Annotated in this window: 25 protein-coding genes and 2 pseudogenes; 5 read left to right on the top strand and 22 right to left on the bottom strand. The window is 43.0% G+C overall.

From position 1 onward, the window contains the following. Positions 1-2: 2 nt before the first annotated feature. Positions 3-2,183: an AAA family ATPase gene (locus QE417_RS01575; RefSeq protein WP_311947109.1), complete on the bottom strand. Its 2,181-nt coding sequence runs from the start codon at positions 2,181-2,183 to the stop codon at positions 3-5. A 247-nt stretch (positions 2,184-2,430) separates the two neighbouring features. Between QE417_RS01575 and QE417_RS01570 the strand changes: the two genes are divergently transcribed. From QE417_RS01570 to QE417_RS01560, 3 genes are all read left to right on the top strand, one after another. Continuing rightward, a complete protein-coding gene (locus tag QE417_RS01570) occupies positions 2,431-2,754 on the top strand; it encodes a hypothetical protein (RefSeq protein WP_311947108.1) in 324 nt (107 codons plus the stop codon). 72 nt (positions 2,755-2,826) lie between these two features. After that, complete coding sequence (locus tag QE417_RS01565; protein WP_311947107.1) at positions 2,827-3,867, top strand: DUF3883 domain-containing protein; 1,041 nt, start codon at positions 2,827-2,829, stop codon at positions 3,865-3,867. Then, positions 3,864-4,787 (top strand): SIR2 family protein, encoded by a 924-nt coding sequence (locus tag QE417_RS01560; protein ID WP_311947106.1) that lies wholly within the window; start codon positions 3,864-3,866, stop codon positions 4,785-4,787. Before QE417_RS01565 ends, QE417_RS01560 begins: the two co-directional genes overlap by 4 nt. Here QE417_RS01560 and QE417_RS01555 read toward each other — a convergent pair. The 5 genes from QE417_RS01555 to QE417_RS01535 form a co-directional block, all read right to left on the bottom strand. Next, positions 4,779-5,810: an HNH endonuclease domain-containing protein gene (locus QE417_RS01555; protein ID WP_311947105.1), complete on the bottom strand. Its 1,032-nt coding sequence runs from the start codon at positions 5,808-5,810 to the stop codon at positions 4,779-4,781. The genes QE417_RS01560 and QE417_RS01555 overlap by 9 nt on opposite strands. A 30-nt stretch (positions 5,811-5,840) precedes the next feature. Continuing rightward, positions 5,841-6,818 carry a hypothetical protein gene (locus QE417_RS01550; protein ID WP_311947104.1) on the bottom strand — a complete coding sequence of 326 codons (978 nt, stop codon included), beginning with the start codon at positions 6,816-6,818 and terminating at the stop codon, positions 5,841-5,843. A gap of 99 nt (positions 6,819-6,917) precedes the next feature. Then, positions 6,918-8,102 carry a hypothetical protein gene (locus QE417_RS01545; protein ID WP_311947103.1) on the bottom strand — a complete coding sequence of 395 codons (1,185 nt, stop codon included), beginning with the start codon at positions 8,100-8,102 and terminating at the stop codon, positions 6,918-6,920. Between the two features lie 6 nt (positions 8,103-8,108). Next, positions 8,109-9,233, bottom strand: coding sequence for a hypothetical protein (locus tag QE417_RS01540; protein ID WP_311947102.1), 1,125 nt, complete (start codon positions 9,231-9,233; stop codon positions 8,109-8,111). After that, positions 9,164-9,532, bottom strand: a complete 369-nt coding sequence (locus QE417_RS01535) for an ApeA N-terminal domain 1-containing protein (RefSeq protein WP_311947101.1) — start codon at positions 9,530-9,532, stop codon at positions 9,164-9,166. Before QE417_RS01535 ends, QE417_RS01540 begins: the two co-directional genes overlap by 70 nt. Before the next feature lie 450 nt (positions 9,533-9,982). Here QE417_RS01535 and QE417_RS01530 point away from each other — a divergent pair, with 450 nt between their 5' ends. Both QE417_RS01530 and QE417_RS01525 read left to right on the top strand, forming a co-directional pair. Then, a complete protein-coding gene (locus tag QE417_RS01530; protein ID WP_311947100.1) occupies positions 9,983-11,158 on the top strand; it encodes an ATP-binding protein in 1,176 nt (391 codons plus the stop codon). A gap of 6 nt (positions 11,159-11,164) precedes the next feature. Next, positions 11,165-13,651 carry a S8 family peptidase gene (locus QE417_RS01525; RefSeq protein ID WP_311947099.1) on the top strand — a complete coding sequence of 829 codons (2,487 nt, stop codon included), beginning with the start codon at positions 11,165-11,167 and terminating at the stop codon, positions 13,649-13,651. Between the two features lie 467 nt (positions 13,652-14,118). On the opposite strand, the gene QE417_RS01520 is transcribed toward QE417_RS01525, so the two are convergent. From QE417_RS01520 to QE417_RS01445, 16 genes and pseudogenes are all read right to left on the bottom strand, one after another. After that, positions 14,119-15,111, bottom strand: coding sequence for a hypothetical protein (locus QE417_RS01520; RefSeq protein WP_311947098.1), 993 nt, complete (start codon positions 15,109-15,111; stop codon positions 14,119-14,121). Positions 15,112-15,264: 153 nt separating this feature from the next. Then, on the bottom strand, positions 15,265-15,465 hold the full coding sequence (locus tag QE417_RS01515) for a hypothetical protein (RefSeq protein ID WP_311947097.1): 201 nt from the start codon (positions 15,463-15,465) through the stop codon (positions 15,265-15,267). A 1-nt stretch (position 15,466) separates the two neighbouring features. After that, positions 15,467-16,264 (bottom strand): PRTRC system ThiF family protein, encoded by a 798-nt coding sequence (locus QE417_RS01510; protein ID WP_311947096.1) that lies wholly within the window; start codon positions 16,262-16,264, stop codon positions 15,467-15,469. A gap of 4 nt (positions 16,265-16,268) precedes the next feature. Then, complete coding sequence (locus QE417_RS01505; RefSeq protein WP_311947095.1) at positions 16,269-16,988, bottom strand: PRTRC system protein B; 720 nt, start codon at positions 16,986-16,988, stop codon at positions 16,269-16,271. Next, the gene (locus QE417_RS01500) at positions 16,985-17,965 is read right to left on the bottom strand and encodes a hypothetical protein (RefSeq protein WP_311947094.1); all 981 of its coding nucleotides are present in this window, start codon (positions 17,963-17,965) and stop codon (positions 16,985-16,987) included. Before QE417_RS01500 ends, QE417_RS01505 begins: the two co-directional genes overlap by 4 nt. Before the next feature lie 23 nt (positions 17,966-17,988). Further along, the gene (locus QE417_RS01495) at positions 17,989-18,162 is read right to left on the bottom strand and encodes a hypothetical protein (RefSeq protein ID WP_311947093.1); all 174 of its coding nucleotides are present in this window, start codon (positions 18,160-18,162) and stop codon (positions 17,989-17,991) included. A 4-nt stretch (positions 18,163-18,166) separates the two neighbouring features. Then, positions 18,167-18,385 (bottom strand): PRTRC system protein C, encoded by a 219-nt coding sequence (locus tag QE417_RS01490; protein WP_311947092.1) that lies wholly within the window; start codon positions 18,383-18,385, stop codon positions 18,167-18,169. Between the two features lie 10 nt (positions 18,386-18,395). Next, the gene (locus QE417_RS01485) at positions 18,396-18,977 is read right to left on the bottom strand and encodes a PRTRC system protein E (protein ID WP_311947091.1); all 582 of its coding nucleotides are present in this window, start codon (positions 18,975-18,977) and stop codon (positions 18,396-18,398) included. 89 nt (positions 18,978-19,066) lie between these two features. Then, positions 19,067-19,732: pseudogene (locus tag QE417_RS01480) on the bottom strand (DUF932 domain-containing protein); the annotation flags it as partial. A gap of 346 nt (positions 19,733-20,078) precedes the next feature. Continuing rightward, on the bottom strand, positions 20,079-20,765 hold the full coding sequence (locus tag QE417_RS01475) for an NAD-dependent epimerase/dehydratase family protein (RefSeq protein WP_311947090.1): 687 nt from the start codon (positions 20,763-20,765) through the stop codon (positions 20,079-20,081). Positions 20,766-20,770: 5 nt separating this feature from the next. Then, the gene (locus QE417_RS01470; RefSeq protein ID WP_311947089.1) at positions 20,771-21,334 is read right to left on the bottom strand and encodes a TetR/AcrR family transcriptional regulator; all 564 of its coding nucleotides are present in this window, start codon (positions 21,332-21,334) and stop codon (positions 20,771-20,773) included. A 75-nt stretch (positions 21,335-21,409) separates the two neighbouring features. After that, a complete protein-coding gene (locus QE417_RS01465) occupies positions 21,410-21,817 on the bottom strand; it encodes a nuclear transport factor 2 family protein (RefSeq protein ID WP_311947088.1) in 408 nt (135 codons plus the stop codon). Positions 21,818-21,885: 68 nt separating this feature from the next. Then, the gene (locus QE417_RS01460; RefSeq protein WP_311954565.1) at positions 21,886-22,902 is read right to left on the bottom strand and encodes a site-specific integrase; all 1,017 of its coding nucleotides are present in this window, start codon (positions 22,900-22,902) and stop codon (positions 21,886-21,888) included. Next, a complete protein-coding gene (locus tag QE417_RS01455; protein ID WP_311947087.1) occupies positions 22,886-23,872 on the bottom strand; it encodes a tyrosine-type recombinase/integrase in 987 nt (328 codons plus the stop codon). The genes QE417_RS01460 and QE417_RS01455 overlap by 17 nt, the downstream gene beginning before the upstream one ends. Further along, on the bottom strand, positions 23,869-25,134 hold the full coding sequence (locus tag QE417_RS01450; RefSeq protein WP_311947086.1) for a tyrosine-type recombinase/integrase: 1,266 nt from the start codon (positions 25,132-25,134) through the stop codon (positions 23,869-23,871). Before QE417_RS01450 ends, QE417_RS01455 begins: the two co-directional genes overlap by 4 nt. A 132-nt stretch (positions 25,135-25,266) precedes the next feature. Next, positions 25,267-25,665 (bottom strand): annotated as a pseudogene (locus QE417_RS01445) (DUF932 domain-containing protein); the annotation flags it as partial. Positions 25,666-26,070: the final 405 nt, after the last annotated feature.

The following is a 26,070-nucleotide window of genomic DNA, read 5'->3' as shown; positions in this document are numbered from 1 at the left end:
CTTTAATTCCGTTTAGTTAGTTCCTCCATGCTGAACTTTAAAAATGAATCTCCAATGATTTTTATCAAATCGTTATCTTCTTTACTTATCTCTTGTCCTTCTTTGGCTTGCTGGACAATGTTTTTCAAACGCTTTTCGGCCAAAGTACCCATAAGGGTGCCTTTGAGGAAGAAACTATTCGCCAGTAGCTCATTAATATTTGAAGCAAATGTCTGAGTCTTTACAACACTGGGAATTGATTTACCATTGCTCTTGTCAACTTCTAACAACAGTATATTCTCTTGAGGTATGTCTGATAAGATGAATGGCGAGTGTGTCAGAAAAATTATATTAATACCGCGGATACTTCGTTGGCGACGCCTCGGCAGTCTTGAAATATTACTTAGTAATTCTGAAATAAATCGACGTTGGTAATCCGGGTGAAAATAGAGTTCAATCTCATCATAAATTATGTTAATGGCCGTGTATTTAAATCTCGGCGTACTGCTCAAGTGAGCCGATTGTAAGTTGTTCAAGTGATAGGTGACAGCTTGAATAGAATGGATGAGCTGCTGTTCGCCAGAGCTTAACGCATTGAAGCTTGATTTATCTCCTTTGTGATTTGAAACTTCAAAATCTATTTCGAAAAGTGATGGCGGCAGTCTTTCGATTAAATATTCCGGCTTAGGATTACCCATCCATCGCATGAGCCCGGTTAATGTGAAAGTTACTTCAAATTTTGATTTTCCTTTAAGTTGTTCCGCTGTGATGCCGAAGGGGCGTCGACGTCTCGGATTAAGACAACGAATCAATAAGTTTACGGCTTGCTTTAGTTTATAAGTAATGTGGCTACCGTCGTTCTTTAATAGTGTGAACAGATCATTTATGGCAGGGCTATCCGTTGAAAGGTTGTCGATTGCAAACCCAGGATAACGTTGAGAGATGCGCGTAATTTTTTGCAGAATATAATTGACTAGTATATCTTTTAGGACAAATTCAGTTTCCGATAATTGTTCATAACTGTAATCTTCTAAGTAATCGGAAATAAAGCGTTTAAATAAGTCAAGATAACGTCTATCGCCATCAAGACCGTCGTTCCCGGTGAATAAAGGCCGATTTAATCCGATTACTTTGTTTCGGTTTAGGGTAAACTTTGCAACACGTATATGGTGATTGTCAGAAATGAACACTTTAGGATCATCTTTATTTTCATACCGCGCGAGTAAAACGTTGGATAGTAATCGGTATCGGGCAAAGTTAGCTTCATCATTGATGTCGAAATTTCCGTTTTTTCGCATCGGGTTAATCACGAGAGGAGTAGTATAACCATCGTTTTTATGAAATAGAAAATTAACCCATTCACCCAAATGGTTAGCATTCATCGCATAATGCGAATAATTGACTGCAATGGTATAAAAGAAGTGATCGGCAAGCTGCGTTATTTCAGTTAAATCAGAGATGATACGTTTGGACAACGGCCCTGCCTGATTCATTTCAAAAAGCCCGTTCAGTTCTTTCTTGTTAAATCCGGCTAATCGGAGTTGATAAATTTTGCTACCAATTTGGAAAAACATTTCACCTTTAAACTGCACCTGAAAGCTTCTTAGTTCGCGCATTTGCCGACTGTTATACTTTCTTTTATTAATTATCTCTTGCTTTAATGTTTCAAGTTCTTGCTGCTCTGCGCTAATCGTAGCTAGCTCGATATTTAGCTTATCAATAGCTTTCATTGAAACCCTCTTCCCAGCCATCCCAGCCAATTGATCGCTAATATTTTGCTTTTTTGTTTGCAACACATCTTGTCGCTCTCTTGCGCTTTGCAAGTCGCGATCGGTCTGTAAGGTGTCTTCAGCCAAACTATCATCATTGGGTTTTAATAATCCTTGACTAACAGAAAAAAGGTATACCGCAGCAAAAAAAAATTCGATAAGTGAACTTTTGCCCGAACCGTTTTTTCCAACCACAGCCGAAATATTGACGTCGATCATGCCACCTCGCAGTAATTTTTGACTATATAAATCGGGGCTTTGAAAAGCTTTAATGTTCAAACTTTCAACTTCATCAGTTAAGCTGACTTGGTTGCCCCCATCATTCAAATATTCGATTGGAGTATAGAAACTGTATACTCTTCCCGCTTGAAGATTTTTAAGAAATCGTTTATTGCAACCGGTTCTGGGTCGAACTGCTAGAAGTTTAAAGTCCATTTGTGTTGAGCGTGATAAAACTTAGATTGCGCATTTTACGACTTTTTTATAAATTATCATAAAGTCCAATTACATGTACCACTAATCAATAAACAAACTACTTATAAATCTATGTTTCAATTCTCTGTGGTAGATTTTAACTTCTTCTTGGCTGAAAATAAAAACAGCTTGACTATGCTGAGGAAATAATATTTTATAACTAATCTATATTGATTAATATTACTTCCCTAAACTTCACTTATCACTAATGAATCAGCAGATCAGAACTTTGCTTATAGACCAAGCAAGAAAACATACCCCGGTAACTTACGGAGACATCATGAAACGTTTAGGGTTAGATCACGATAGTCCTGGTGATCGCAGTATCTTAAGCAAAGAACTTTATGAAATATCTAAGTTTGAACATAATCATAAGCGCCCATTGTTAAGTTCCATGGCAATGTATGCCGACCTGACCGATCATGGCCCTGGTTTTTACGAATTGGCAGAAGATTTTGGTTTTGGCCCTAAAAGAAAACTGGCGGACGAGCTATTCGGATTTGCGGAAATGAAGCGTTGTGCACAATTCTAGAAGGACAATGAGCATTACAAAGCATTCTATCAGTTAACGCCTCTGGTTACTTACAATCATCCGTTTTTTAATGTGCGTGAAGCTGATTTTCTGCATGATTGGGGTGGAACGGTTTACGATAAAAACAATGCAGAGCATGTGGCAGCTAAAAATTTCATTATTGCAGGGCCGGGTACGAAAACGGTTTACTGGTCTAATGCGCTGATCAAACTGTTGCCGGGATTTGAAACTTTTAATTGGCGAATGTGGAGCCAGAAAGGAAGAGAGGGCAAAAAACACGTTGCGCGTTTTAAAACCTATACCTGGGCGCGGATTTACAAGGTTGGGGATGAGAATAAAGACATCTTTTTTACAGTCGGGTTAGATGGTCATGGCCGTGAGCTCGTTTATAAGATGGATTATTATTTTGAGAAAAACTCCCACCTGTCGGCGGCTCAAAAGGACATTGTCGACAAAAATATTCCTAAAATCCTTCGTTGGCGATCCATTCCTATCAGTGATCTGGACAAGTATGATTGGCAGCGGTTGATAACCCTCACAAGGGATTTTATTGCTGAGAATACGGCATTATATGATAAGCTGATACGTTTGGCCTGGGGCGAAACAACGCCGGAAGAGGTTTTTAGCAATAGCCTGCGAAAGCAAGCGCCTCCGGCTAAAGGCATACCCTCGCTTCCCGTTGTGAATCCATCGTTTAACGCCAGGGATACAGATTATATAGCGGAAGCCATCGAACATAAAGAAATTGGCGATGCAGGTGAAGAGTTGGTTAAACAGTATGAAAAACAAAGATTGACTGCGGCCGGTCGGGCAGATCTTGCTGAACAAGTAAACATCGTTCCTGATGGACTGGGTTATGATGTTCGTTCTTTTGATACACAGGGCAATTATTTATACATAGAAGTAAAAACTACTAGCAGTGTGGCTTTAACACCTTTTTACTACACCATCAACGAATATATTTTTGGTGAGAGACATCCCGGCAGCTATTTTATTTATCGGCTTTATAATTTTGATGATGAGTCAAATACCGCTGATTTTTACATTTTAGCTGATCCATTAAGTAAGCTGCTCTTACAACCTATCGTTTATAAAGTCTATTATTCTAAATGAAAAAAGCAGGTGACATCAGGCGGTTTTTTCTTGCTGATGAAAAATATTTATTCGTCGGCAATGGCCCAAATCAGCTTAACGCGCGGTTTTCCTGGGATGACTTACTGGCAAACCTGTGCCGTACCACGGGATTGGTCATTCAACGGAACCAAAAAGCATTCCCATTATTTTTTGAAGAAATTTCTTATAGCCTGAATCGTAATCAACCGGTTGAAGAGAACATCAAAACGCTAAAGAGCTATATCGGACAGGAGGCGTTGAAATTACAGCCGCATCACTTATTGCGGGAGCTAACTGAAAGAAATTATTATAAACACTACCTGACTACCAATTATGATTACTGTATTGAAAAGGCACTGGCTCCCGATTTCGACCCGTTAAATGATAGGAAAGAAAAATGGCCCAAGTACAGTCTGTATCGCTTTAATCAGATTAGGGGGCGCCAGGTCTGGCACATACATGGTGAATGTCAGAACGGTTTTAATGGAAAGGTCAGAGATTACCCGGAGTCTTCCATTATGATCGGCTTTGAGCATTATTCTGATTACCTCGAAAAAATTCATCACTTTATAAAAAGTAATGATGGAAAAGGATTGCATGATCTGATTCAAAAAGAGATCGAGCGGGGTCAATTGAACTGGATACATTTGTTTTTCATTCGTGATATTGACATCATAGGCTTTGGTCTGGACTACACAGAAGCGCATTTGTGGTTTATCCTAAACTTTCGGGCAAGGCTCAAACGTGCGGGTGTAGATGTACCCAATACGATTCGTTGGATCATACCAACGTTCTCCAGAGTTAAAGAAACAGACAGGATAGATCTGCTTATGGCATTAGAAGTTGAAGTATTATATGTTACAACACAAGCAAAGGATTATGAGGAGTTCTATCGTAATTTTATCAATACTTTACGTTAATAAGAACTCAAATCCATTGTTTTTGGCTATGGTCGCCATTGGTTGTAGCTGGTCAAATACCCGGTCATATTCAAACAATGATATATCAGGCACGATGGTCAGATAATCTTCGAGGAATTTATGCTTAGGTGCTTTATCCTGTATGATTTGCAAAGCCGTCTGCTGAAGCTCAAAGTAAGGGCGAAAGTATTTTTCCAGTGGGACTAACTTGTCGCTTTTGGAACTGTTGAATGAGGGGTCGGCAGGAATTAAGTTCCACATGAGATCGTGTGAAACAAAAGCATAGGGTAAAAAGTGCTCTACAGCATAATGACCTACCGTTAACTTCGAGTTGGTATAAATACAGTCTACACTTCCCAATTCATTGATAACGATGTCCCAGAATTTGCGTTGCTCGCCAAGTGCTTTTCTCATAGGGACTTTATTGAGCTTATTTGGAATGTCTGGTACATTAGGGTTTTTAGTTTGTAAATAAACAGCTAAGTTCCAATAGCAGAAGTCCTTTAAGATACCGGCATTCTGTTTCAGGTAGTTCAGCCAGTTGGGATTAATTTCAATGTAATCCTTGTAAACACTGTACAAACAATTATTAGTGAGATTCTGCGAATACTGATAAGCCAGAACCTTGTCGCCTGCCTTGAACCAAGGGCTTAGAAATCGGTGCGGAACTTCCGCATCAAAATGTTGAAGTATTTTTGTCGTGTTCTTTTCTGAGGATTGGGTGAGGTGTTTAAAGATCAGATCTCTTTTGGCATCAATTGTTAGGTGTTCGATCACTTTGATTTCCTCAATTGCGCGTTGTAATTTATCCTGTTTGCCAAATGAAAGATGAAAATAATTGACCGTGTACCAGGAGTGTGCAACCATTTCAGCAAAAAGACTATGCTTTGCAATAGTCATTTCTCCGTTTTCTACCCGTCCGATAATAGCCAAAAACCAATAGAACTTATAAGTAGCTACCGTATTGTTGAAACAGGCGGCCAGCAAATTTATCGGTAAATCGGATTGATGTGGTAGGTTCACTACGCTAAGATAAAATATAAAACTCCAATTTCATTTGGCCGGGTTTGAAGTTTGAGATTCGCCGATATTAAAATCTCCGCTTGTAAAGCTGAAATTAATTTGCTCATCCCGTTGGACGGGTTCACTTTTTCCTAGTTGGACGGCTTTAACCACCCTCGACGTTTCTTTATCTCCAATACCTTGAAAAATATGGTGGCTAAGTATGTATATCGGCTTTTTAACTATTAACCGATGATAATTGAAACGTTTTGCCAATGGTAAATAGACCTGAAAAATGAGATTGCCAAAGCACAGATGTAGGGTCAGGTTAGGTATAAAGCCATTCTCTTTGATCGTTCGGCTGCTTTCTGAAAGCTCTACACGCGGTTCCACAAACTGGCTTTCCGTCATCATGGTTTTAATAGTGATCGGAAAATAATCGAGCCGCCCGTGTGGCCGATCACTGATCCAATGACATAGGTTTTGATATTTTGCGACCTTTTCATTAGGTAAAAGCGACAAGCCTATTTTTACAAACGCTTTGTAAACATTTAAGGGGATATAAGGCGGGTTTCTGAAGGTGAAGGTCGCGACCTTTTTTTCATGGTCGATTTTATAGTCATCCAGCGAACCTAAGACGATGTTTTTCTGATTATTGGCTCCGGTTGTGATGATCGTTCTGCCGTTGGTGTGATCTGCTGCCGATCTTGACTGAAAAAAAGGGACTTTTTTCTTTCCCTTGACGCCGAGCATGGTTAAGTATGGACGCAAATAAATGGCAAGATGGGATTCATACTTGCTAAACAAACTGTTACAGCTATCACATTCTTCTGAATATAAAAAATCATTCTTGCCCATCAATTCCGGTACCAGGTGTGCATCGTTTTTAAATATTACTTCCGGCGAGCTTTTTCCGCAGAAACGACAAGAAAGAGTGCCGGTAAAAGCATGGATGCGTTTTTCGGCTTTACCGATCAATTTGTAATTCCGGTAGAAATGTTCGATGTCTTTCTTGCGTAGTTTTGCCATTGTTATTTTTTAGGGAGCTTGATCTCAAAATTTATCTGTAACCTAATAGTTTCCGCGAGGCTGAAATCCCTAAACTTCCAACGCTTGTGTTTTCTCATGCTATTGAAGTTCGACCAATAGTGTTTGTAATCGCTGGCTTTTAGAAAAGTCCGACTGTCTTTTGCGCTGAATGGTATGATAAACACGAAAATATTTTGCGCATAGTGAAATTCTCCTAATCATGTAAGGGATCAAGTCAGTATCATTTTTACGGGTATATGTGAATAACATAGGAATTTGCGTAAAAAAACGGTTGTCCTCTAACATAGCGATCTTAGGTAACTTCTTTTCTATCCTGGTACCGTTGATCCAGTTAATGGTTTCGGAAAAGGTGGAACAAAGGTGGGTCGGAATTACACTGAGAACGAATTTACAAAGCGATTTGTAAACGTCCTGGGGAATAAATCCTTCTCTTAAATTAAGATCAACTTTAAAAGGTTGGGGAAATGAAATAGAAGAAAGTTCTGGTATGTCTTTTTCCAATTGAATACTGATCATTTCGTCCGTAGACTGTATGCTGAAGTCGGTACCTTTTAATTTTTTCTTGCCTCCTTTGCCATCAAGACCGAAAAATGACCGGTATGGAATCAACAACTGAATGACCGATAGTTCGATGCCTACGCTAAAGCGCTCATTACAAGCATCGCATTCTTCTAAAAGGATGGTGCTTTTATTCCCCAAAGCTTCAGAGATTGCATGCGCTTTATTTTTAAAAGCCACGATCTTGCCAAAATGATTTGTGTCGCCCTGCTTTCCCTGGCAAAACCGGCATACACGTAAGGCTTTAATGGGCTGACCTATTTTCAAAGGTTGCTTCCCGTATATGTTCAGATCATAGGTTAAGAAAATTGCCGGGGGTAATAATCCGCCGGCGTAATTTTGATAAGCAAGGCCTTCTGACTGATGCCGCTTGGCTAAAATATCCCAATATTGATGGATAAGCGCAGTATCGGTCAGTATACCTTTATGAATAATGAAATAATGATTGGCTGTTAAAGCGGAAAAGAATCGCAGTACTTCGTGGAATTGTGGATGATCACGCTCGTTTGCCTGAACGAAATCCCTCAAACTGCTCAAAAAATCCGGCGTGTTCTGCTGTATCGCCTCCAATACCCACATGCTTTCTTTCTCCCGATAGTTTTTCTGGAATAATGACAAGAAAACATGGTATGGTACTTCTTTATTGGGAAATGCGATATGCGAACTTTTCCCGAGTGTAACAAAAGTAAGTTTAATGACGCCCATGATAAATTAACCGGAAAATTGAACATGGTTAGGAAGTATTAGATAGATTCTCTTTTCTATAATGTCTTTTGGTATTTTTAAATATAGTAGCAGATAATACTCTAAAATGATTTTTAGTTTCATGTTGGCTTTTCTTAAAAGTAAAGTATTACTGATAAGCGCGTTGCTGGCCATGTCGGCTTCATGAACAAGGTAGTGCCGCGCACTTAGGACTTGTTCAGTAAAACTGTCGCTGTTTTTTACAAGTTTGGTAAGGATTTCACTATCATCAATTAGCTTGATCAGCTTGTCCTTTATTCGGAATGCCTTTAGTTTTGTCCCCTTTCTGAATGTCATTAAAAAATCTATTTGATGCTGTTTTATCCCAGGTAGAACCATGATCTCTGCCGCCACTTTTGATAATTCGCCGATCTGTGAGTTTACGGCCTGGTGAGTTTTATTGAACATGATCTCAATAGCGGCAACAAGCGACAAAAGGTCCTGTTCCGGGTCATCCTTATCGTTTTCAATAAAATTGAGATAGTGGCGCAAGGGCAATTCAATATCAGCGTGAACTGATAAAAAGATATTGAAATAATCATGCGTTACCAGGTCATTTAGATATAGCATACGGTGCCTGGGAGGAAAGCCGCCTGGGTAATAAATATTCCGCTTATTAAAGTTTGCGTTAAAGGTATGCCACTTACGCTGGCCAGCATTGATTCGGATTTGTTCCAAGGCCAAATATGTTCCTGTCATCAACGTAAAAAATGCACGGCTTTTTTTCAAAAAGGAATACATTTCTACCAACGCTAGCGGTGTTTGAAAGGCGAATTTGAAACAATAAGTCTTTTCGATATGCAGTTGATTTCTGGGCATGAGCGGCAGATTGCCAAAAGAGCCGGTGTATTCCAGCTTGCCGCCAGAAAAAGGGATTTGAACAGAATCTTTACCATGAAGCGTGTAAGTGAGCATATCGCCTTTTTTTTCCAAGTAATCATCATCACTATGGGTGACTTCCCAAAAATTGGAGGTGAAATTATCACCCTCGTCTAATTCTTCTGAAAACTGTGGTAAGAATTTTAAATGAGAACATGAAAATGTTCGTTGCCTAAGAAGAAATAATTGTCTGAAACGATATAACTCTCGCATCGTAACCGGATGATAGTGCTTTTTCTATTAAGCGATTTTGGATCGGTATCATGACTGATGTTCTCATAGTGTTCAACCCGCAAACTAAATAATGATAAACAATCTTTCGAGGAAGTATAACCTTGAATGACCGGTATGGCAGGGTGGTAATTGATGCGCCACATGGGTTCTTCCACGCAGCGGATCATGCCAAATAACTTTATATCAAATTGATCCCCTGTTTCGCTGACTGTTAATTCTCCGAATACTTGATTATCTGTATCGTTCGGGTCCCAGAAATACCCGGTAGTTGTATCCATTAGTCTAGAAATATGATTTAGAAGTAAATGTAAGGATTGCGAGATGTATAAACAATGAAGCTTGAATTCACTCTTTAGGCAGTTGCCTCCGGCCAGACTTTATGCGATAAAAGCTGTGCAGGATGCCGCAGCAATCCCTAACTGGCGCCCGATTTTCAGTATCGTTCAAAAAAAACCTTGTTTTAGCGCAATGATTACCAATGTAAGCTGATAATCTCTAATCCCCTTAACAATTATCTCGTTTTTAGCGCTATTCAAATGAAGAAGATATGCTTATCACAAAACTTGAACTATCGTGACCTACTTTGATGGATTTTTAATTAATTAAAAATCAGAAAAAAACAATTTTTGGAATTTTTTATACAACAAATGGAATTTATATTCTAATTATTCACTTTTAATATTAAAATATGGAATTTAATTTATACAATTGCATTCACATACAATTCAATGCAGCATTTTAATATTATACAAGCTTTATGTAGGTCAGCACTGGCCAATCCCACCGATGCAATTGTGCATCAAATTAAACGTCTAAAGGAGGCTCTCGAAAAAGATGGACAAACGAAAGAGGTAAATTCCCTTAATGGAATCTTGAATAGCTCACAGGCTAATTTGGAAATGGCACCAAGTAAAATCCAGAAATCTTTTGTTTTATCAGCTGGTGAAACACTAACGCGCAAAACCGTTTTGCCTGTTGATAAAGAGACTTCAACAGCTTTGGTAGAAGTGTTTTTTGACGATGATTTACCTGCTGAGCCGCCGATTTTCTCACATGAGATTCAAATTGCTATTGAAGCTATTATTAATGAATGGGTGAAATTTGAGCAGTTGATTCAGCTTCAGGCAATTCCCGCAAGCTCGTGCTTGATATATGGCTCACCTGGTACCGGGAAGACCCACCTTGCAAAATGGATTGCAAAGCAAATAGGTTTACCAGTGGTCTTAGCCAGATTAGAAGGGTTAATGTCGTCCTTCTTAGGTACGACCTCCAGAAATATTGGAAACTTATTTGCATTTGCCAATCGTTACAATTGCGTACTGCTACTGGACGAATTTGATGCGATTGCCAAACTTAGAAATGACCCCCAAGAGGTTGGGGAAGTAAAGCGTGTTGTAAACACGTTATTGCAAAGTTTGGATTCTCGTCATGAACGTGGTTTCACCATCGGTGTTACCAATCATGAAACTTTGTTAGATCCTGCTATCTGGCGGCGTTTCGATATTCAAATGCAAGTACCCAAGCCGTCAACAGATGTGCTCCTTCATCTAATAACTAAGTTGGCCGCACCACTGAATTTTAGCGAGACAGAATTAAAGTTTCTGGCTTGGTCATTAGAAGACAGCTCGGGCGCTGATGCGAAAATGCTTGTTCAATGGCTTAAAAGGGTGCAGGTAATTAATCCTGATTCGGAATTAGTCCCAGTAATGAGGCAGTTTGTATTACTTAACGCTGGCAGGATTTCAGGTGAAAGGCGAGACGCTATGGTTCGTGGCGATGAAACCCTAATTCAAGCACTGCTTGCTGACAAAACTTTTGGTTTCAAACAGAAAGATATTGCGCCGCTACTAAATATGGCACCCTCTTCAATTAGTAAATTATTATCACGTACAAAAGAAAATTAATCAATCATGGCTAACAGTCCCATACAAATCATTCTTAACACAAACGATTTCATTGAGGTATGGGATCGTAGCGGTGGTGGCCCAGCAAAGGATTTTTTTGCTGGCAATGATGAAATGTTTGTTGAACATCAACAAAGCATACAAAAGCAACTTCAAGATATTAAGAGTATGCAGCTTGCTAATAGCTATGCCAGCGTATCATTCGCAAAAGTAACATTAAATCAGGCTGCGTTAGCAAAGACCCACAGACCAACCAATCAGATGTTTAAAAAAGATGTGGCACCTATCGTTGGCGGCGGCGACTTGGGCGAATTATACGTGGAGCTTACGCCTAATAGCATTGATGAGGTGACTGCCAAGGTAGCACAAGCTGAAGCTAAGGTCAAATATAAGGAGGACAAAAACGGAAAAAATGTGCCCAATCCGTCGAGGATTCGTAGTGAGTTGGGTGCAGTTACCAATATTTCGGCAGTAAAGCCGAGCGACAAGCGCAAGTTTTCCATTGCACAGGCTTTGGAATGGTTCACCAATCCGAAAACAGGAGGCGCTTATTTAATTGAACTATTTACTGCTCCACCGCCGCGTAAAGACTGGGATGTATTAGATGAGCCACGGCTTAACTTGTTTAATAGTTTTATTACCGGATTACAACGCTTAGGCCAGGGATTGGTTGCTTCAAGAGTGACTAGTGGACGCGGTAGTGCTATCTTGTTTGGCGTTAAACTAGAGTATTCGGATAACCCCGCCAGGATTCAACTGAGCCAGTCATCAACATCCGCATCAAAACGCGAAAATCAAAACAAACTTAATTTAAACCCGCAATTACATGAGCAACTGATTGCATTTTTGGATCAGCATCCATTGGTAAAAAAAATCACTTTACCACCAATTGTAAGTCAAAGTGCGACTTCAACTACTTATAAAAAGGATGATGTATTTACAATACCTAAAGCAGCTGATGGTGGTTCTTACCCAAAGATATGCGTAGTTGATGGTGGGGTTTCGTCTGTTTACGACAACTGGATAGAAGATCGCTGGGGGCTGGTGGCGCCGGGGGATAAAAATGAGGATCACGGGACATTTATAGCCGGATTGGCCATTATCGGCCAATCGCTTAACGGTCACGCTATCTGTAAAGAAACGGATGGTTGCCGAATCATTGACCTTGACATCTTACCTACTGAAGATAAGTATCTTAACTATTTCCAAAAGCCGCTGGAGTTTTTTAACGAATTAGAGATAGCCGTTCAGGAATTAAAAGCAAGGACTGGTGTCCGAATCTTTAATTTCAGTTTAAATATTGAAGAACATGCTACCACCAGTGGCTATAGTTTACCAGCGCAGATTTTGGATAAGATCGCGGAAGACAACGATATAGTTTTTGTGATTTCAGCGGGTAATACAAAACCGCTAGATGTAAGGAAAGAATGGCCATCTGACCATTTCGAAGCGTTAAAGATTCTGGCTGCATCCCGTAACGATACGATTAAAAGACCTGGTGAAAGCTGTCGCAACATCAGCGTTTCGGCTTTGAATCCACCTGACATGACTGGTATCGTACCTTATGCGTTAAGTAATTACAGCTGTCGCGGCCCTGGCCTACGCGTAGGTCTAAAACCCGACCTAGCACACATCGGCGGTTCGGGCAGTAAACATGCTACTAAAGGCCATGGCTTATTGTCTATCGACCCACGTGGGCGTGTGGTGGATGGATGTGGCACAAGCTATGCAGCGCCAAACGTGGCAAAAACGCTTGCTAGCATTGATCACGCGATTGAAGGGATTGTTTCCAGAGAAACATTGATCGGGCTAAGTGTCCATCATGCTAGTCTCCCAGATTCACTGAGTGATAAGAAATTACAAAACATCACAAAGCATTTGATTGGTTTTGGCATACCTAAAGGATCGGAGGAGATTTTGGAGGGGGCCCCATCTGCCATAACACTTGTCTTCGCCAACCGAGCCATAAATGGCCATAAAATGAGCTTCAAATTCTCTTGGCCGATAAGTTTGGTACGAGACGGAAAATGCTTTGGTTATGCAAGACTGACAATTGTAAGCACACCTGCCTTTGATTATCGTTACGGGGCTGAATTTGTAAGAGTAAATATTGATGCTGCATTAAGACAGCAACAGGATGATGGTAAGTATAAGGGTAGGCTAAATGCAATTTATACTCCTGATGAAAAAGACGGCAGCCTTTATGAAAAAGATCAGATTGAACATGCTTTTAAGTGGAGTCCCGTAAAAGTTTACGAGAAGCATTTTCCAAAAGGTGTGGGGCCTACAACAAACTGGACGCTTGACGTTGAATATTTAGCACGAGATGGTGCGATTATTCCAAAAGATGGTGTGCCCTTCACCGCTATATTAACTATCTCTGATCCAAGCAAAGAGAGGCCTGTTTTTAACGATATGAGGCAGTTATTACAATCTATCGGCGTTCAAACCGTGGATATAAAAACTGCTGCGAGGGTAACACAAAGAATTTAATAACAAATAATCAATCATATGTCAAACTATAAATTGCTGAGATATGATAAGTTTAACACAATTACGTTAAATCAATTTCATCATTATCAAACAAGCAAAATCGATACGAAATATGGTGATTGATATACGAAAGCCTATGATTCACATAATTAAATTCAATAAAGTAATCTTTGGTAAGTTTGCTTATCTTAATGAAGAAGTTTTTTTTTTTGCAGGAAAGTTTTCTATCGGTAAACCGTGAAATATTACTCTAAATTCTATTTAATAAAATTAAGAAAACTTGAATGTATTGTGATGAAACAGATTTTTGATCAGTATGCTAATAGTAGAAATTACTCTAAAGGATTTTTAAAAATTGGTCTTTAAACTTATTAACGCCACATGGCTTCAAATCCTCCAAACGAGCAAAAATTATGCCCCTCACCCGCCCCGGCTTTGCCGGGGCCACCCGCAATTTTGCCCATGCTCTAATAACTATAGTTAGAATCCACCATCTCCTGGTATTTAATTTTCAAAACCTCATGCGTCATCCCCTTCGTGTTGGCCAGCTCCACAAATGCCTTAACCACGCTTTCGCGTGTCCGCCAGTTGAAATAATAAACCAGTGATTGCTTTGAAAAGGTAACGGTCAGCGGAATGGGCAAGCGCAGGTCATGTGCCTGCTGGAGCATCACTATTTTGCAGCAGGTGGCATGATAAGCGGCATCATCCAATACGCCCGAGCGAAGCCGCTGCGCCAGTTTTTCCAGCTGGCACCGCCGCAAATCCAGTACAGGTTTATGCTTTTTAGCCTTCAATTTACCCTTCTTCACTTTCAGGTCAGCCATTAACATAACCTCGGAATAATCGGGGTATTTCTCCCGAATCTCGGCTAAAGCAAAAAGCTTGTTCCGTGTATAAACGCGCCTGACGAAGTTTTTCCGGGAACGCTCCTCCGACAGCCATACCTTACGGTCGATAACCTCCCCGGTAATCGCTTTCTGCTCGTCGGGCGGCAACACCGTATTCTTGTACAATTCGCGTAACAGGACAAGTACGGCAGGCCGCTGCTCCCCTGCCCGTTCCTTTTCCATTAACGCCGATATTTCGGCAGCCGAGAGGTTATCGCCGGTCATCAGGCCATCTAAAAACGACCCTAAACCACTGTCTTCGGAAACGGGCACGTCCATTTCCTCCGATACCGGCTTTTGCCCCAAAGGGTATTTACTCCTGAACCCCGCCAACGCCTTCAGAAATTCCGTTCCCGTGCCGGGCTTTTCCCTGTCCAGTTCGTCAGCCTCCTGTTGTTCGGCGAACAGGAGTTTATCCCAATCCTCGTACTGGTGGTAACACAGTCGGGTATTGAAATGATGGTATTCAAGTTCCTCGCGGTTCATGAAGCGGGAAAGGAACGGCAGGGCGTGGAACAAACCCATCGGCCTTCGGTTGCGGTCGCACCATATTTCGGCATGCATAAACACGTAAATGCGCGGCGGGTACTTGGTCTGCGGCTTGAAATAATAATCCACCCGCCCGCTGGTGCGGCGCGGCAGCGCGTTCATGCGGTCGAACTCAGCCTGCTCGCGCGGCGTCATTACATAGCCTTCCTTGATTTGAACCATAGCATTATTTAATTAAGCCCGGCCTTCGGCCAGTTTCAGTAATTTTTGGTAGAGGTCTTCCCAGTAGGCCTGCCGCTGCGCCTGCAAGGCAAGGTGCTGCTTGCCCCGCTGGCGGTAATGGCGGTAATCATCTGCCTGCATCAAAGCCAGCTGCAAATTTTCGACGGTGACGGCCTCGCCGTTCAGGTCGGTAATGATGATTTGGTCTTCCATATCAGCCTACCTTGATGCCCTCGGTACGGTACGTCTCCAAATTCTTGAAAAAGCCTTTGTAGAACAGGTTATGGTCTTTCAGCAATTTCCATAGGATGTCCGCCGCTTCATTGGCAACGGAGGGGTTGATGAACAAATCCTGCTTTTCGAGGGCTTCAGCAGCCGAACAGCTTGGTGTGTCGTCGCCCGTGTCTGCCTCCCGGAGCATGTGCCCAAACTCTTCGGTCACCATGGGCATGTAGGCAACGGTACGGTAAGCTTCCAGTGGTGGTTGTTCTATCGGCGTAACCGTACCCAATAGTGCCTGCCCGGTCATTTGGGTGTTCCCGCAATCAAGCCAGTACAACGGCCTGTCACGGTCATGCCTGTTCTTTACACTCATTCGTCTGAGGACTTCGGCCACATCGAACCTCGCGGGAACATTGTCCACGCAGGTAACGAAGATGCATGCCCTGCCGCCACCGGGAAGCTCGGCAACTTCTGCCGACCTGAACTTGCGGGTGACGGCTTTCCAGTTTGTCCCCCAAAAACGGTTGACACGGTTGATGAGGGCGACGGACTTGTGCAGTCCGACTTCTGCATCAGCAAACAGCTGGCGGCCTTTATTTAACTCCGTCACGAGGTCGTCGTCGTAAAGATGCACGTGCAGGCCGGGATGGCCGAGGGCTAACAGGGAGGCATGTATCTTGCCTAAGGCCATGAGCATGTGGCTACCGGTGCCCCCTGCACCAATAAGGTTCAGCGAAATGGGGTTGGTAGGATTGATGAGGGATTCGTCGGCGATATGGATGGCTTTCATAAGACTATTTAAAAAGGTGTTTAAGGGCGGCTTTGTGCGGAATCAGCACTTCGTTCGGAAACGGCCTGCCGGTGCCTGACAGACTTTTCCAAAGCTGGACGATATTGCCGTTAACGGGCAGGTGGCCTTTCAGCAGGTGGCTGAAGTAGCTGTTGTAAAATGCATCCTGCCATATTTCCATGAATTTTTCGAGGGGGCAGTCTTTGGAAATATCGACCTGTGTATTGCCCATGCACACCCTGCCATCACTGTAAACATTAAAGAAGGGTGCATGAAGTAGCGGCGTATCGGGTGTTAGTTCCGTAGCATCGGCGCAGGCGTAAATGGCCATTTCCTTTTTTCCTGCTTTCCAGATGAGCGCAGGCATGGCGCATTCCCCTGAGGGAATGCCGAGGTCTTCCTTGAAAAACAGCCTCATGGTGCGGGCGGGTGTATACCAAACAGCGAAGGGGTTACGGTCGGTCTTCAGGTACAGCACGTTTGAGGGCATCAGCCCGGAAAGGGCAAGCAAGCCGCTCTTTTCCTTTTCTGCCGTTTGCAAGGCTTTGACCAAGGCGTTGGCCTCCGTAACGGAAAGCGGGTGCGCATTACAGGCTTGCCCCTGCTCGTTCATGTCATACGCTTCGATATAATATTGGCGGTTATGGCCGATACCTGCTTCGAACAGCACGAGGGCTTTCTGCGGGTGATAAAGGGTTCCAAAGGATTGGGTGAGGTCTTTCATGGGATGGTGGTTAATAAGACACACAGGTCATTGAGCATCAGGAACAAGCGGTGTTCATACGCCAGTGTGTCTTGATTTCGGTATTCAATTTCATTAAATACCCGCATCAGGGTCGGGTATTGCCAGTAAGGACGCTCGTTGAACTCAACATTGATATTAGAGGAGATGCTTCTCCATGCATATCCATTGAGGTCGGCTACAAAATGGATGTATTCGTTCAGGCGAATGAGGTTATCGTCGTCATCCTCGCCACACGGGTAACCCTCCATTTGTGTTTCAGCAAACGTTTTCCAATGTGGCACATGGCTGTACAGGGTGCTGTGGGGAAAGGCCTGCCAAAGCGTATAAGCCTCGCGTGAGATTTCAAGACATTTTCTGTCCCATGTATCGGTGGGGTTCGCCTGCTCCAAGCGTTTTTCGAACCACTTCAGGTGGACGGGATGGTTCATTTTGCGAAACAGGCTATCGCCATAGTGTTCCTGCGCATGGAGGTCGCTTTGGCTAAAGCAGGCATCGTTCTCCTCCATGTCGCCAATTTCGTCCTCGAGCCAATCCTTAATCATTTCGTAATGGCAGGCCATGAAAGAGCCTTCCTCGCGGTAATAAGGAATACCCACCACGTGGTACAGGTAGCTGAATACGGATAGCAGTAGTTCGCAGGACTGCCTCCTGTTGTTCTTCCGTATCATCCGGCACAGGGGCATGACGGGGATATAGCACAGGTCGGTTTGGAGATATGCGGTCTCCTTAACCGCCATTAACACGCATCCGTTCTCCTCCACGATGAACAGTTCGAGGTCGGGGTTCATCGCTGCCAGTTGCTTCTCTGCGTTTTCGTAGGCCAGCAGGATATTATAGGGATAGGGCTTGCCAGCTAGCATGGGCAAATGCAAACCGTACTTTTCCACGAGCATGCCGAGGGAGTCGAAGAACGATGCCGATACGCCGTTGTCGGGCATCAGCTTTTGGGCTTCCATGTACATGGGTGCAAAACGCTGTCTTAAAAAACCATCGGCAGGAGGTCTGCCGGGACTGAGCGCGGCCGTGCGCGGATGGCCTGCGCTGCATCGGGCAGTCGGTCGAGTTCGTTTGCGAATTTTGCGAGTTGATAGTGAAGTTTCCATTGCCAGTGGTGGGGTTTGATGATTTGTTGGGGATTGGTTCGTTTTTTCATGGGTTTATCCTTTGGTGCCGATGGTGGAGACAAAAGCATAGGTGAGCTGGTCGTTGCGGATGACCATCTCCCCTACTTTGGCTGTGGCCAGTATGGGATAGGTACCGGAATAAAAATTCAGGACGGTTTCGACGCTCCAGTCGGGGTTCGGGTCGGCAAGGGGTATCTCATGCCCCTTCTCGGTGTGCAGGAATACGCGGGGTAATAGCTTGGTCAGTTGCATAACGTTATTTTTAAAGATTTAAGGAATGTTGTGCTTTCAGTTCTTTCATGCGCAGCAGGTCGGCCTGCTTGTTTTTGAGTTCGGTTTCCTTTTCAGGATAATCGCTGACAGCAGGCAGGATGGCTAAGGCTTCCTCGTATTTCATGGCGCTGATGAGTTCGCCGATGGTTTTCATAGCGGTATCATAGGCCTTTTTCTTTTCGGCCTTATCAGGGAGTTCGATGTCCGTGCTTTTGCTGGATGAGTTCTTTTGGGCATTCGCCTCTGCTTTGGCTTTCTGCTTCTTGTCCCTTTCCTCTTTGGAGGCGGCCTGTGCGGCCTCCTGCTGTTTCTGATACTGCTCCATGTTGGCAAACAGGGCTGAGGTCTGCTGCACGGGTGCAGTAATGGCCTTAAAAAAGCCTGCGTCCAGTTCCTCGGCAGTACCCTTCAGCAGCATGGGCGGGATGAGTTGCGCGGCGGCGTCCCCGCCGTGGGCGGTGCTGAACAGCGCGGAAACGGTAAAAAGGATGTTATCGTCGGATTGCATGGTGAATTTCCAAATGCCGGGGGCTGCTATCTGAGTGAGGTGCTTAAAAAAATCGGTAGTCATTGGTGGGCTGTTTTGCGGTTATAAATTGAATTATCCGTGGTGCAGGTTTGAGGGCTTGGCCTGCATGCCGCCATTGCTTCAATTGAACATCAGCAGGTTATCCCTAAATGTTTGGAGAAATCGAGGCACAGGTCAAAGGCTTTCTGCGCGCGTTGTTTCGCTGTGCCTTCGGTGATAGACTTGAACCTCGCATCACCGTCCTTATAGTTGCGGACGTTTTGGAAGTAGCCCGTGATGGCATTGTAGGCACCGAAAACGGTTCCTGCAGTGGTGTCCATTTGCTGCGTGGGGCTGCTCATGGCGTACTCGTACACCTTGTCTACGGTGTTGAGATAATAGCTGGATAGTTCGTCGGTCTTCCCTGTGGTGAGGTTTTGGAGCGTTTCCTTGTTCGGTGCCATGGCTACCTGTATCAGCTTTTTGACCTCGCTGTCGGTGATACGGACTTTCGCCCACTGGTTGAACACCTGCTCCAGTTCATTCCCTAAACATGACGTAATGCCCATCAGGGTGTGCGCCTGTTTAAGGCGGTCGCTGGCGGAAACCGTATGGCGTATCTTGATGGCACCTGACAGGTTGCGCAAAGCGGCATTGAGGGTATTGTTACAAACAACGCGAATCGGCGTAAAGGCGGCGGTGATGCTGCCCAAACCATCATGGGAAGTCGTGAGCAACAGATATTTTTCAATAAAATCGTCCTTGCCCACGCGGATATAGCCGGGCAGTTTGGCGGTAATGAAAATACGTTCCCCCTTGTTATGTAAAGCTTTACATAACAATGGTTATGGAAAGTAAAAGATTATGCAAAGTGGATTGCACTATTATGCCGATTAGGGCATAATAGTGCAATCCAACTTTACATTATTTGTGCTTATAGAAAATGTAGGCGTTGTAGTACCCTTAGGAAATAGTGGTATCGAATTACTGAATCGACATACTGTATCAACCATGTGTAAAGGTAGTATGACTGCTTAATTTCTGCCGGCTGGTAATCTGTTTATGTCGTTGTACTGCGCCATCAGTGACGTAACATCCACTTGTGCTATACCATTTATAGCCCGAAAGAAAAGGTAATCAGCAGATTTTTCTTAAAAGAACCTTTTATAGTTTCTGTTTAGTGCTACCATGTTGTTTGGCAATTAATTTTAAATCTTTTATTTCTAAAATTTTTTCCTTGTACCCGAGTGCCAGTATCCGATTTAGTGCAGTTACAATGTCATCATATGTCAAGGTTTGATTTGGAAAAATGAAAGGATAGATAAGATTAAGCCCTTTATAAATCAACCTCACATTGTCCTGTGCTTTTAATGGAATAATAAAACCTGGTCGGAAACTGTAGACAGCCCTAAAACGGAGTGTGTTTAATGCGTTCTCTGTTTTTCCTTTTATCCTTGCCCACATTATTTTTCCATTTTCAGAACTATCGGCGTAAACGCCCGATAAGTAAAAGAAAACCATATCAGGATTCAAATAGGCAAGGGCCTTTGCAAACATCATTGTGGTATAATAAGTGATGTGGTTGTATTTCTCCTCGTTCATACCAAAGGAACTTATCCCAGCACAATAGAAACAGCCATCGTAGCCGGTCAACTGGCCGCTATGAGCGTCTAAATCTGTAAAATCTTTTACAATCAGTTCCGAAAGTTTGGGGTGCCGTAATGGAGATGTTCTTCTATTTACCATTAATACCTCTGTAATATCGGGATGACAGAGAGTGGTCAATAGAACGCCTTCCCCGATCATTCCTGTTGCTCCTGTAATTATTATCTTCATTCTCTTATTTTTCATGCTCATCAGCATTCAATCATTTTCCAAAACATAGAGAATGTATCGTCGATTATCTTGTGTTGAGCTTTCTTGGTGAACTTTTTCGATAAAAGATATTGATTTACACCAAATACCTGATTACTGATCAAAGCGTAGAGTAAATTTACATCAGTATCGATAATCTGCTTCTCCTCGATAGCCGAACTAAAAATCTGTAATACGGGTGCTATTTGAGTGGAAATCTCATTATTACCAATCTTTTTAAGATAAGGTGAATTGGAGAATTGAGCCAAAAACAAGAACTCGTTTGGATTACGGAGTGACCATTTAAGAGACTCCTCATAATAGGTTTTGATAATCTCCTTTGTTGATTTTACTTCTGCTAGGACAGGATTTATATTTTCTGCAGCCAACTCCTTTAACCTTAAATAGAGTGAGACAATCAGGTCATCCTTGGTGGGGAAAAAATAAAACAAAGTTCCCGTTGCTATGCCAGCTTCTTTTGCAATTTTACTTGTCGGTGTATCATTAAATCCTTGAGATACGAATAATTTCAGGGCAGTTTGAAGCAGTATTTCCTTTTTATCCATCTGTTATATTTTTTTGGAAACACAATCGAAGCATAAAAAAACCTATACTTCGATCGCATTTCTAAATTATTGCCATCACTTTACCCCATGCATTTTACCACAAAATAATTCATTAACCATAATGGTATCCAGATATTCGTAAAGCCCACTAATCAAGCTATCCTTGAATGTTAGAAGCAATATCACATTGTTTTCGTAAATACGACCGTCCTTTCGCGTTCCACGAATATGAACATAAAGTGCTGCCCGTTCTTGATCCGCCGTAATAGATTGCAGCGTCATTTTCATCCCTTCCGGAAACCGTTCCGCCACTGTTTCCCATAGTTTTGCCTGATTTTCTGATGATTGGTACCCGCCAAACGGCCAAGATCCCTCACCACTCAACCAATAAACACAATCTGCCGTTTTTAATTTGTTCATTTCGTCAAATTTTCCCACTACCATTGCGTCGAAATACTGTTTTGCAATTTCTCTTGTTTCCATATTTAAAAAATTAGTGACTGTTTGGTCAGTCATCCAAATGTACAAATAATTTATTTGACTTCAAAAGCCTAAAAGTTCTTTAACAGGCTTTCATTGTCTACCCATATGGGAACTTCTTTCTCAACAACGTTAACATATGCGCTTTCTATTGCTTCCCGTTTCTGTTTGGAATCGACTCTCGCATACACTTCGGTTGTTGTAACCGATGTATGCCCAAGAATATCACGTATGTAGACAAGGTTGACACCAGCTTGTAAAAGGTGCATTGCTTTTGAATGGCGAAGCGAATGGCAACTGATCTTTTCGGGTATCAGCAACTTATTGCTATTTCGAGCTATTGTTGCATATTTATGCAAGATATGGGTAACGCCCGCCCGTGTCAGTTTTTCCCTTCGGGTATTGTAGAACAATGGATAAGTCCCTGCATGGGCTTCGAGTAATCGATTTTTTGCCATGTAGTTTTTTAGGTGGCCTACCTCTGCATCCATGAGCGGAACAATACGGGCTTTGTTACCTTTCCCTATGAGCTTGATGGTACAGGGCTTGTTTAACCTGATGTTTTCAGGGGTCAGGTCTATGATTTCCTGTACCCGTGCGCCCGTATCGTACATAAGTGCAAGTAAGGCCAGATCCCGTATTCCCTGCCTTGTAGCAAGGTCGGGCTGGTTCAGTAAAAGCCGAATGCCATCAACGCTAAGATAGTTGATGGTGCTACGCTGGGCTTTTTTTACTTTTATAGAAAGTATGCTACGGCATTCCTCCAATTGCTCTGGCCACTCATATTGCACAAACTTGAAAAAGGTATGCAACGCTGCCAGCCTGACGTTGCGGGTGGAGACGCTGCATTTTCGTACCTGCTCCAGATGGTTAAGGAAGTCGACAATACAAGCTTTGGTCAAATCACTGAACACCAACTTTTGAGGCTTTATACCTTTATATTCTTCCATAAAAGTGATAAGCAGGATGAATGTCATCCTGTATGATGCTATCGTGTTGTTGCTCATCCCTCTTTCGGCAGGGAGATATTTGGTCAGGAAGTCCGCAAGACTCTTGGGAAAGTCTACTGTTTTAATGGCTTGCTTCATCATGGATCTCGGGGAATAAGAAAGGACAAACATTATTAACCTTGGTTACGATGGATGGGTACATGTCGGCGGTAAGTCGCACATATCCGTCCGTGCTGGCGATGGATTTATGACCAAGATAGGTTGAAAGCACTGGTAGTGAATAATACAGATCTATACCATCCTCTGCCATTTTTGCCAGCGAATGCACACTAAAGGTATGCCTCAAGTCATGCACATGTGGACCTTGACGTCTACCACGGTGTGGGATACCAGCTTTATACAACACTTTTTTGAACCAAGTATAGGCACGGCCATTATCGCAGCAGTCTCCATTGGGCTGTATGAAAAGCAGGTCTGTTTTTCGTACCACTGGAAAGTTCTCTCTGCAATCCATATATTGCCTAACCACCTGGGTTACCGTATCGGAGATAGGAACCATCCTGTCCGTTCCGTTCTTTGTGTCCCGAAGTATGAAGTACTGTTCTTTAAGATATACATCCCCGCAGGATAGGGACAAAGCTTCGCCTATGCGCAGCCCAGTACCATATAATACTCTGAACAATGCAGGAAGCACCAAGACCATGGAGTTATAACAGGTGCTATGGGTACTCAATTGGTCTGTTACCTCAAATATGGCGGCCATTTCCTCTTTGGTGTAGATATAAGGTGTATGGGTTGATGGCTTGATTTTCGGAAGCACAGGTAAATAAGATGGGTAATTAAGCTTGTTCAGATAAGTACCGAACTGGCGCATGGCCTGAATGCGGTTGTACCATGTTTTGTCCGATTCGTTTGGCCGTCTGATGCACCACTCATCACATAGTTCCCTATTGATACCGATAGCTGTTTCCTCCCGTTCATAAACCAATTGGTCAAATTGCATAAAAGCATATTCAATAGTCATGTATTTGTAGCCCAGATGCCTTTTTAGCGCAACAAACTCCTCGATTAAGGGCTTGTATATACTATAATAATTTATTGCGCTCATGATACAAACACTCCTTTCTGCTGATAAAAGGCAGGCGCAACCATTGGCACGTCAAGGGCGCACTGTTTAAGCTGTTGTTTATCTACGCGCAGGTAAAGCATGGTCGAAGCGGTATGAGTATGCCCTAATGCTTCTGATATTACGGGGAGCGGTGTTTTATTTTCAAGCAATTGGGTGGCAAAGCTGTGCCGCAGGGCGTGCGCTCCCTTATGCCTGTTTTTAAGAACGATACCCGAACGGCGTATATAGATGCCTATTTTACCAGTAACATCCTCAGGCGTTATCGGCTTGAATGGGTAGATGTGCTGAACAAAGCAATATGGTTCATTGGATACTGGACGGGCATATTTTAGGTAATCAATAATTGCATTTCCTACTTCGGGCAAGAGTGGGAGAACGATTTCTTTTTGGGTCTTGAACTGCACGATCTCAATGACGCCCTTATCCCAATTGATGTTCTCGAACTTTAGCCGTGCAATGTCAGATACCCGCAAACCAAGTTTTGCCGCCAGCAATACCAAGGCATAATCCCTTTTTCCCGATGGGTTGCCTCGGTCTATCTTTTTAATGATGCAGGCAATATCTTCGGCAGAAAAAAACGAGGGCAGCTTTGGCTGTGATTTGTAATTCGTCCGCTGTATCACATCAGAATAATCTTTATTGTGGATTTTTTCCGTGTAGAGATAGGTTAAGAAACTTTTGAGAACGCCCAATTTGGAATGGTTCGTGGCAAGAGTTGTCGGGTCAAGGCTTTTCATGAACGATACCAGATATACCTCATTTATATCGACTATGCTTTTTACTTCTTTGCTACTCAAAAAAGTAAGAAAGCCATGCAGTGCGTTCAGATGATGGTTTTGGGTAGATTTTGACAATGCAAAAGTTGCCGCTTTGTAGCTGATAAAATTCTGCATGGCAACACCTATTTCACCTGTCAACAGTTTTGGTGGGGTTCGTCTTAATGGCGCAGTCCCGAAAAACACTTGTCCAGTAGACTGGAACACATAAAGTGCATCCACCTTGTTAACCAAATGCCGTTGCATGCGGTCTAGGGAAGCATAATCATACTCGTCCAGCTTTGACTTAATAAACTGGTCGCCAACGGAGTTATCGTAATACATTATCCCTTCCGCTGCCATAAACCGCTTTAGGGGCTTCCATATCTGCCAATATCCTCGGAGAGTATACCTGCCCCGTTGTAGGGTACGGAGATGTTTTTCAAACTCATTTAAAAGTTCGTCGATGGTTTGGTTTTCTTTCATAATCACATTATTTATCGTTAGGCATTATTGCCGCCAACAAAATAATGTAAAGTAGAAATGAAGTTAAACCGCTGAATTTTAGAAGTCAGCGGCTTTTATAGTATGACTTTACATAATCTATTACTTTCCATAACCCTTGCCCAAAGCGACTGCGGTTTCGTACAGGATGCCGTCCCCGCCGCCGACTATCTCGTCAAAAAAGGCAAAGGCGTCCGCGTTCTGTACAATTTCGTAATCCTTACCCACCACGCCCAAAACCGCGTTGTTGTCGGTCCGTACGGTCGCATAGTGATGAGGAACGGGAATAAGACCGCCCTCCACCATTTCGCCGCTGTCGCCGATGGTCTGATCACGTTCGTGTGTAAACAGCGGGGATTTGATGACCTCGTAGTCCAGCCCCGCAAAGCGGATAGCCTCTGCGCTGGTGGGGTACTGGTCAACGATGGTGCCCAAGCCGTGCCATGCACGTTCTTTAACACTGAAAAAGCTGTACGCGCCTGTGGCTTCGTTCTGATTTAAATTGTGTCCCATTTTAATAGCGATTAATGATTTTAAACTATTTGTGAATTGTCCGCTTTCCCTTTCCCATTTGTTTTTGCCTCGTTATTTTTTAAAAGACATAAGGGTGAAAAGAAAGCAATGGGAACTGCCGGACGGAATGGGCAAGGAAAAAACGGAATAAGTGCCGGAGGCTGAGGACGTGAGGAACGAGCGGCCGAATTATGCCGGATTTTTACTTGCAAACCCAACGCCGACCTGCCGGCAGGAACTTAGCTGCCTTTTAACCCGTTGTTTTAAAAAAAAGGATGCGAAAACATGATCACCCAACGGATGAATTGATTCCAGCAGACCTGCTCGCAAAAAAATTAATGGACAAAGCATGGCACCCTATAAAAGCGCGAACAGCGTGTAGACCGATGAAAGGCGGGAATTAAG

This window comes from Mucilaginibacter terrae, from assembly GCF_031951985.1.
Classification (GTDB): Bacteria; Bacteroidota; Bacteroidia; order Sphingobacteriales; family Sphingobacteriaceae; genus Mucilaginibacter; species Mucilaginibacter terrae_A.
The sequence above is the reverse complement of the archived record's forward strand: the minus strand, read 5'-3'. Positions and strand labels throughout refer to the sequence as shown.

Excerpts from the sequence above, each read along its gene's own strand:
- QE417_RS01575 (WP_311947109.1), bottom strand. The coding sequence starts at position 2,183 with ATGGACTTTAAACTTCTAGCAGTTCGACCCAGAACCGGTTGCAATAAA.
- QE417_RS01570 (WP_311947108.1), top strand. The coding sequence starts at position 2,431 with ATGAATCAGCAGATCAGAACTTTGCTTATAGACCAAGCAAGAAAACAT.
- QE417_RS01560 (WP_311947106.1), top strand. The coding sequence starts at position 3,864 with ATGAAAAAAGCAGGTGACATCAGGCGGTTTTTTCTTGCTGATGAAAAA.
- QE417_RS01550 (WP_311947104.1), bottom strand. The coding sequence starts at position 6,818 with ATGGCAAAACTACGCAAGAAAGACATCGAACATTTCTACCGGAATTAC.
- QE417_RS01545 (WP_311947103.1), bottom strand. The coding sequence starts at position 8,102 with ATGGGCGTCATTAAACTTACTTTTGTTACACTCGGGAAAAGTTCGCAT.
- QE417_RS01540 (WP_311947102.1), bottom strand. The coding sequence starts at position 9,233 with ATGCGAGAGTTATATCGTTTCAGACAATTATTTCTTCTTAGGCAACGA.
- QE417_RS01535 (WP_311947101.1), bottom strand. The coding sequence starts at position 9,532 with ATGGATACAACTACCGGGTATTTCTGGGACCCGAACGATACAGATAAT.
- QE417_RS01530 (WP_311947100.1), top strand. The coding sequence starts at position 9,983 with ATGCAGCATTTTAATATTATACAAGCTTTATGTAGGTCAGCACTGGCC.
- QE417_RS01525 (WP_311947099.1), top strand. The coding sequence starts at position 11,165 with ATGGCTAACAGTCCCATACAAATCATTCTTAACACAAACGATTTCATT.
- QE417_RS01515 (WP_311947097.1), bottom strand. The coding sequence starts at position 15,465 with ATGGAAGACCAAATCATCATTACCGACCTGAACGGCGAGGCCGTCACC.
- QE417_RS01510 (WP_311947096.1), bottom strand. The coding sequence starts at position 16,264 with ATGAAAGCCATCCATATCGCCGACGAATCCCTCATCAATCCTACCAAC.
- QE417_RS01505 (WP_311947095.1), bottom strand. The coding sequence starts at position 16,988 with ATGAAAGACCTCACCCAATCCTTTGGAACCCTTTATCACCCGCAGAAA.
- QE417_RS01500 (WP_311947094.1), bottom strand. The coding sequence starts at position 17,965 with ATGGAAGCCCAAAAGCTGATGCCCGACAACGGCGTATCGGCATCGTTC.
- QE417_RS01495 (WP_311947093.1), bottom strand. The coding sequence starts at position 18,162 with ATGAAAAAACGAACCAATCCCCAACAAATCATCAAACCCCACCACTGG.
- QE417_RS01490 (WP_311947092.1), bottom strand. The coding sequence starts at position 18,385 with ATGCAACTGACCAAGCTATTACCCCGCGTATTCCTGCACACCGAGAAG.
- QE417_RS01485 (WP_311947091.1), bottom strand. The coding sequence starts at position 18,977 with ATGACTACCGATTTTTTTAAGCACCTCACTCAGATAGCAGCCCCCGGC.
- QE417_RS01475 (WP_311947090.1), bottom strand. The coding sequence starts at position 20,765 with ATGAAAAATAAGAGAATGAAGATAATAATTACAGGAGCAACAGGAATG.
- QE417_RS01470 (WP_311947089.1), bottom strand. The coding sequence starts at position 21,334 with ATGGATAAAAAGGAAATACTGCTTCAAACTGCCCTGAAATTATTCGTA.
- QE417_RS01465 (WP_311947088.1), bottom strand. The coding sequence starts at position 21,817 with ATGGAAACAAGAGAAATTGCAAAACAGTATTTCGACGCAATGGTAGTG.
- QE417_RS01460 (WP_311954565.1), bottom strand. The coding sequence starts at position 22,902 with ATGAAGCAAGCCATTAAAACAGTAGACTTTCCCAAGAGTCTTGCGGAC.
- QE417_RS01455 (WP_311947087.1), bottom strand. The coding sequence starts at position 23,872 with ATGAGCGCAATAAATTATTATAGTATATACAAGCCCTTAATCGAGGAG.
- QE417_RS01450 (WP_311947086.1), bottom strand. The coding sequence starts at position 25,134 with ATGAAAGAAAACCAAACCATCGACGAACTTTTAAATGAGTTTGAAAAA.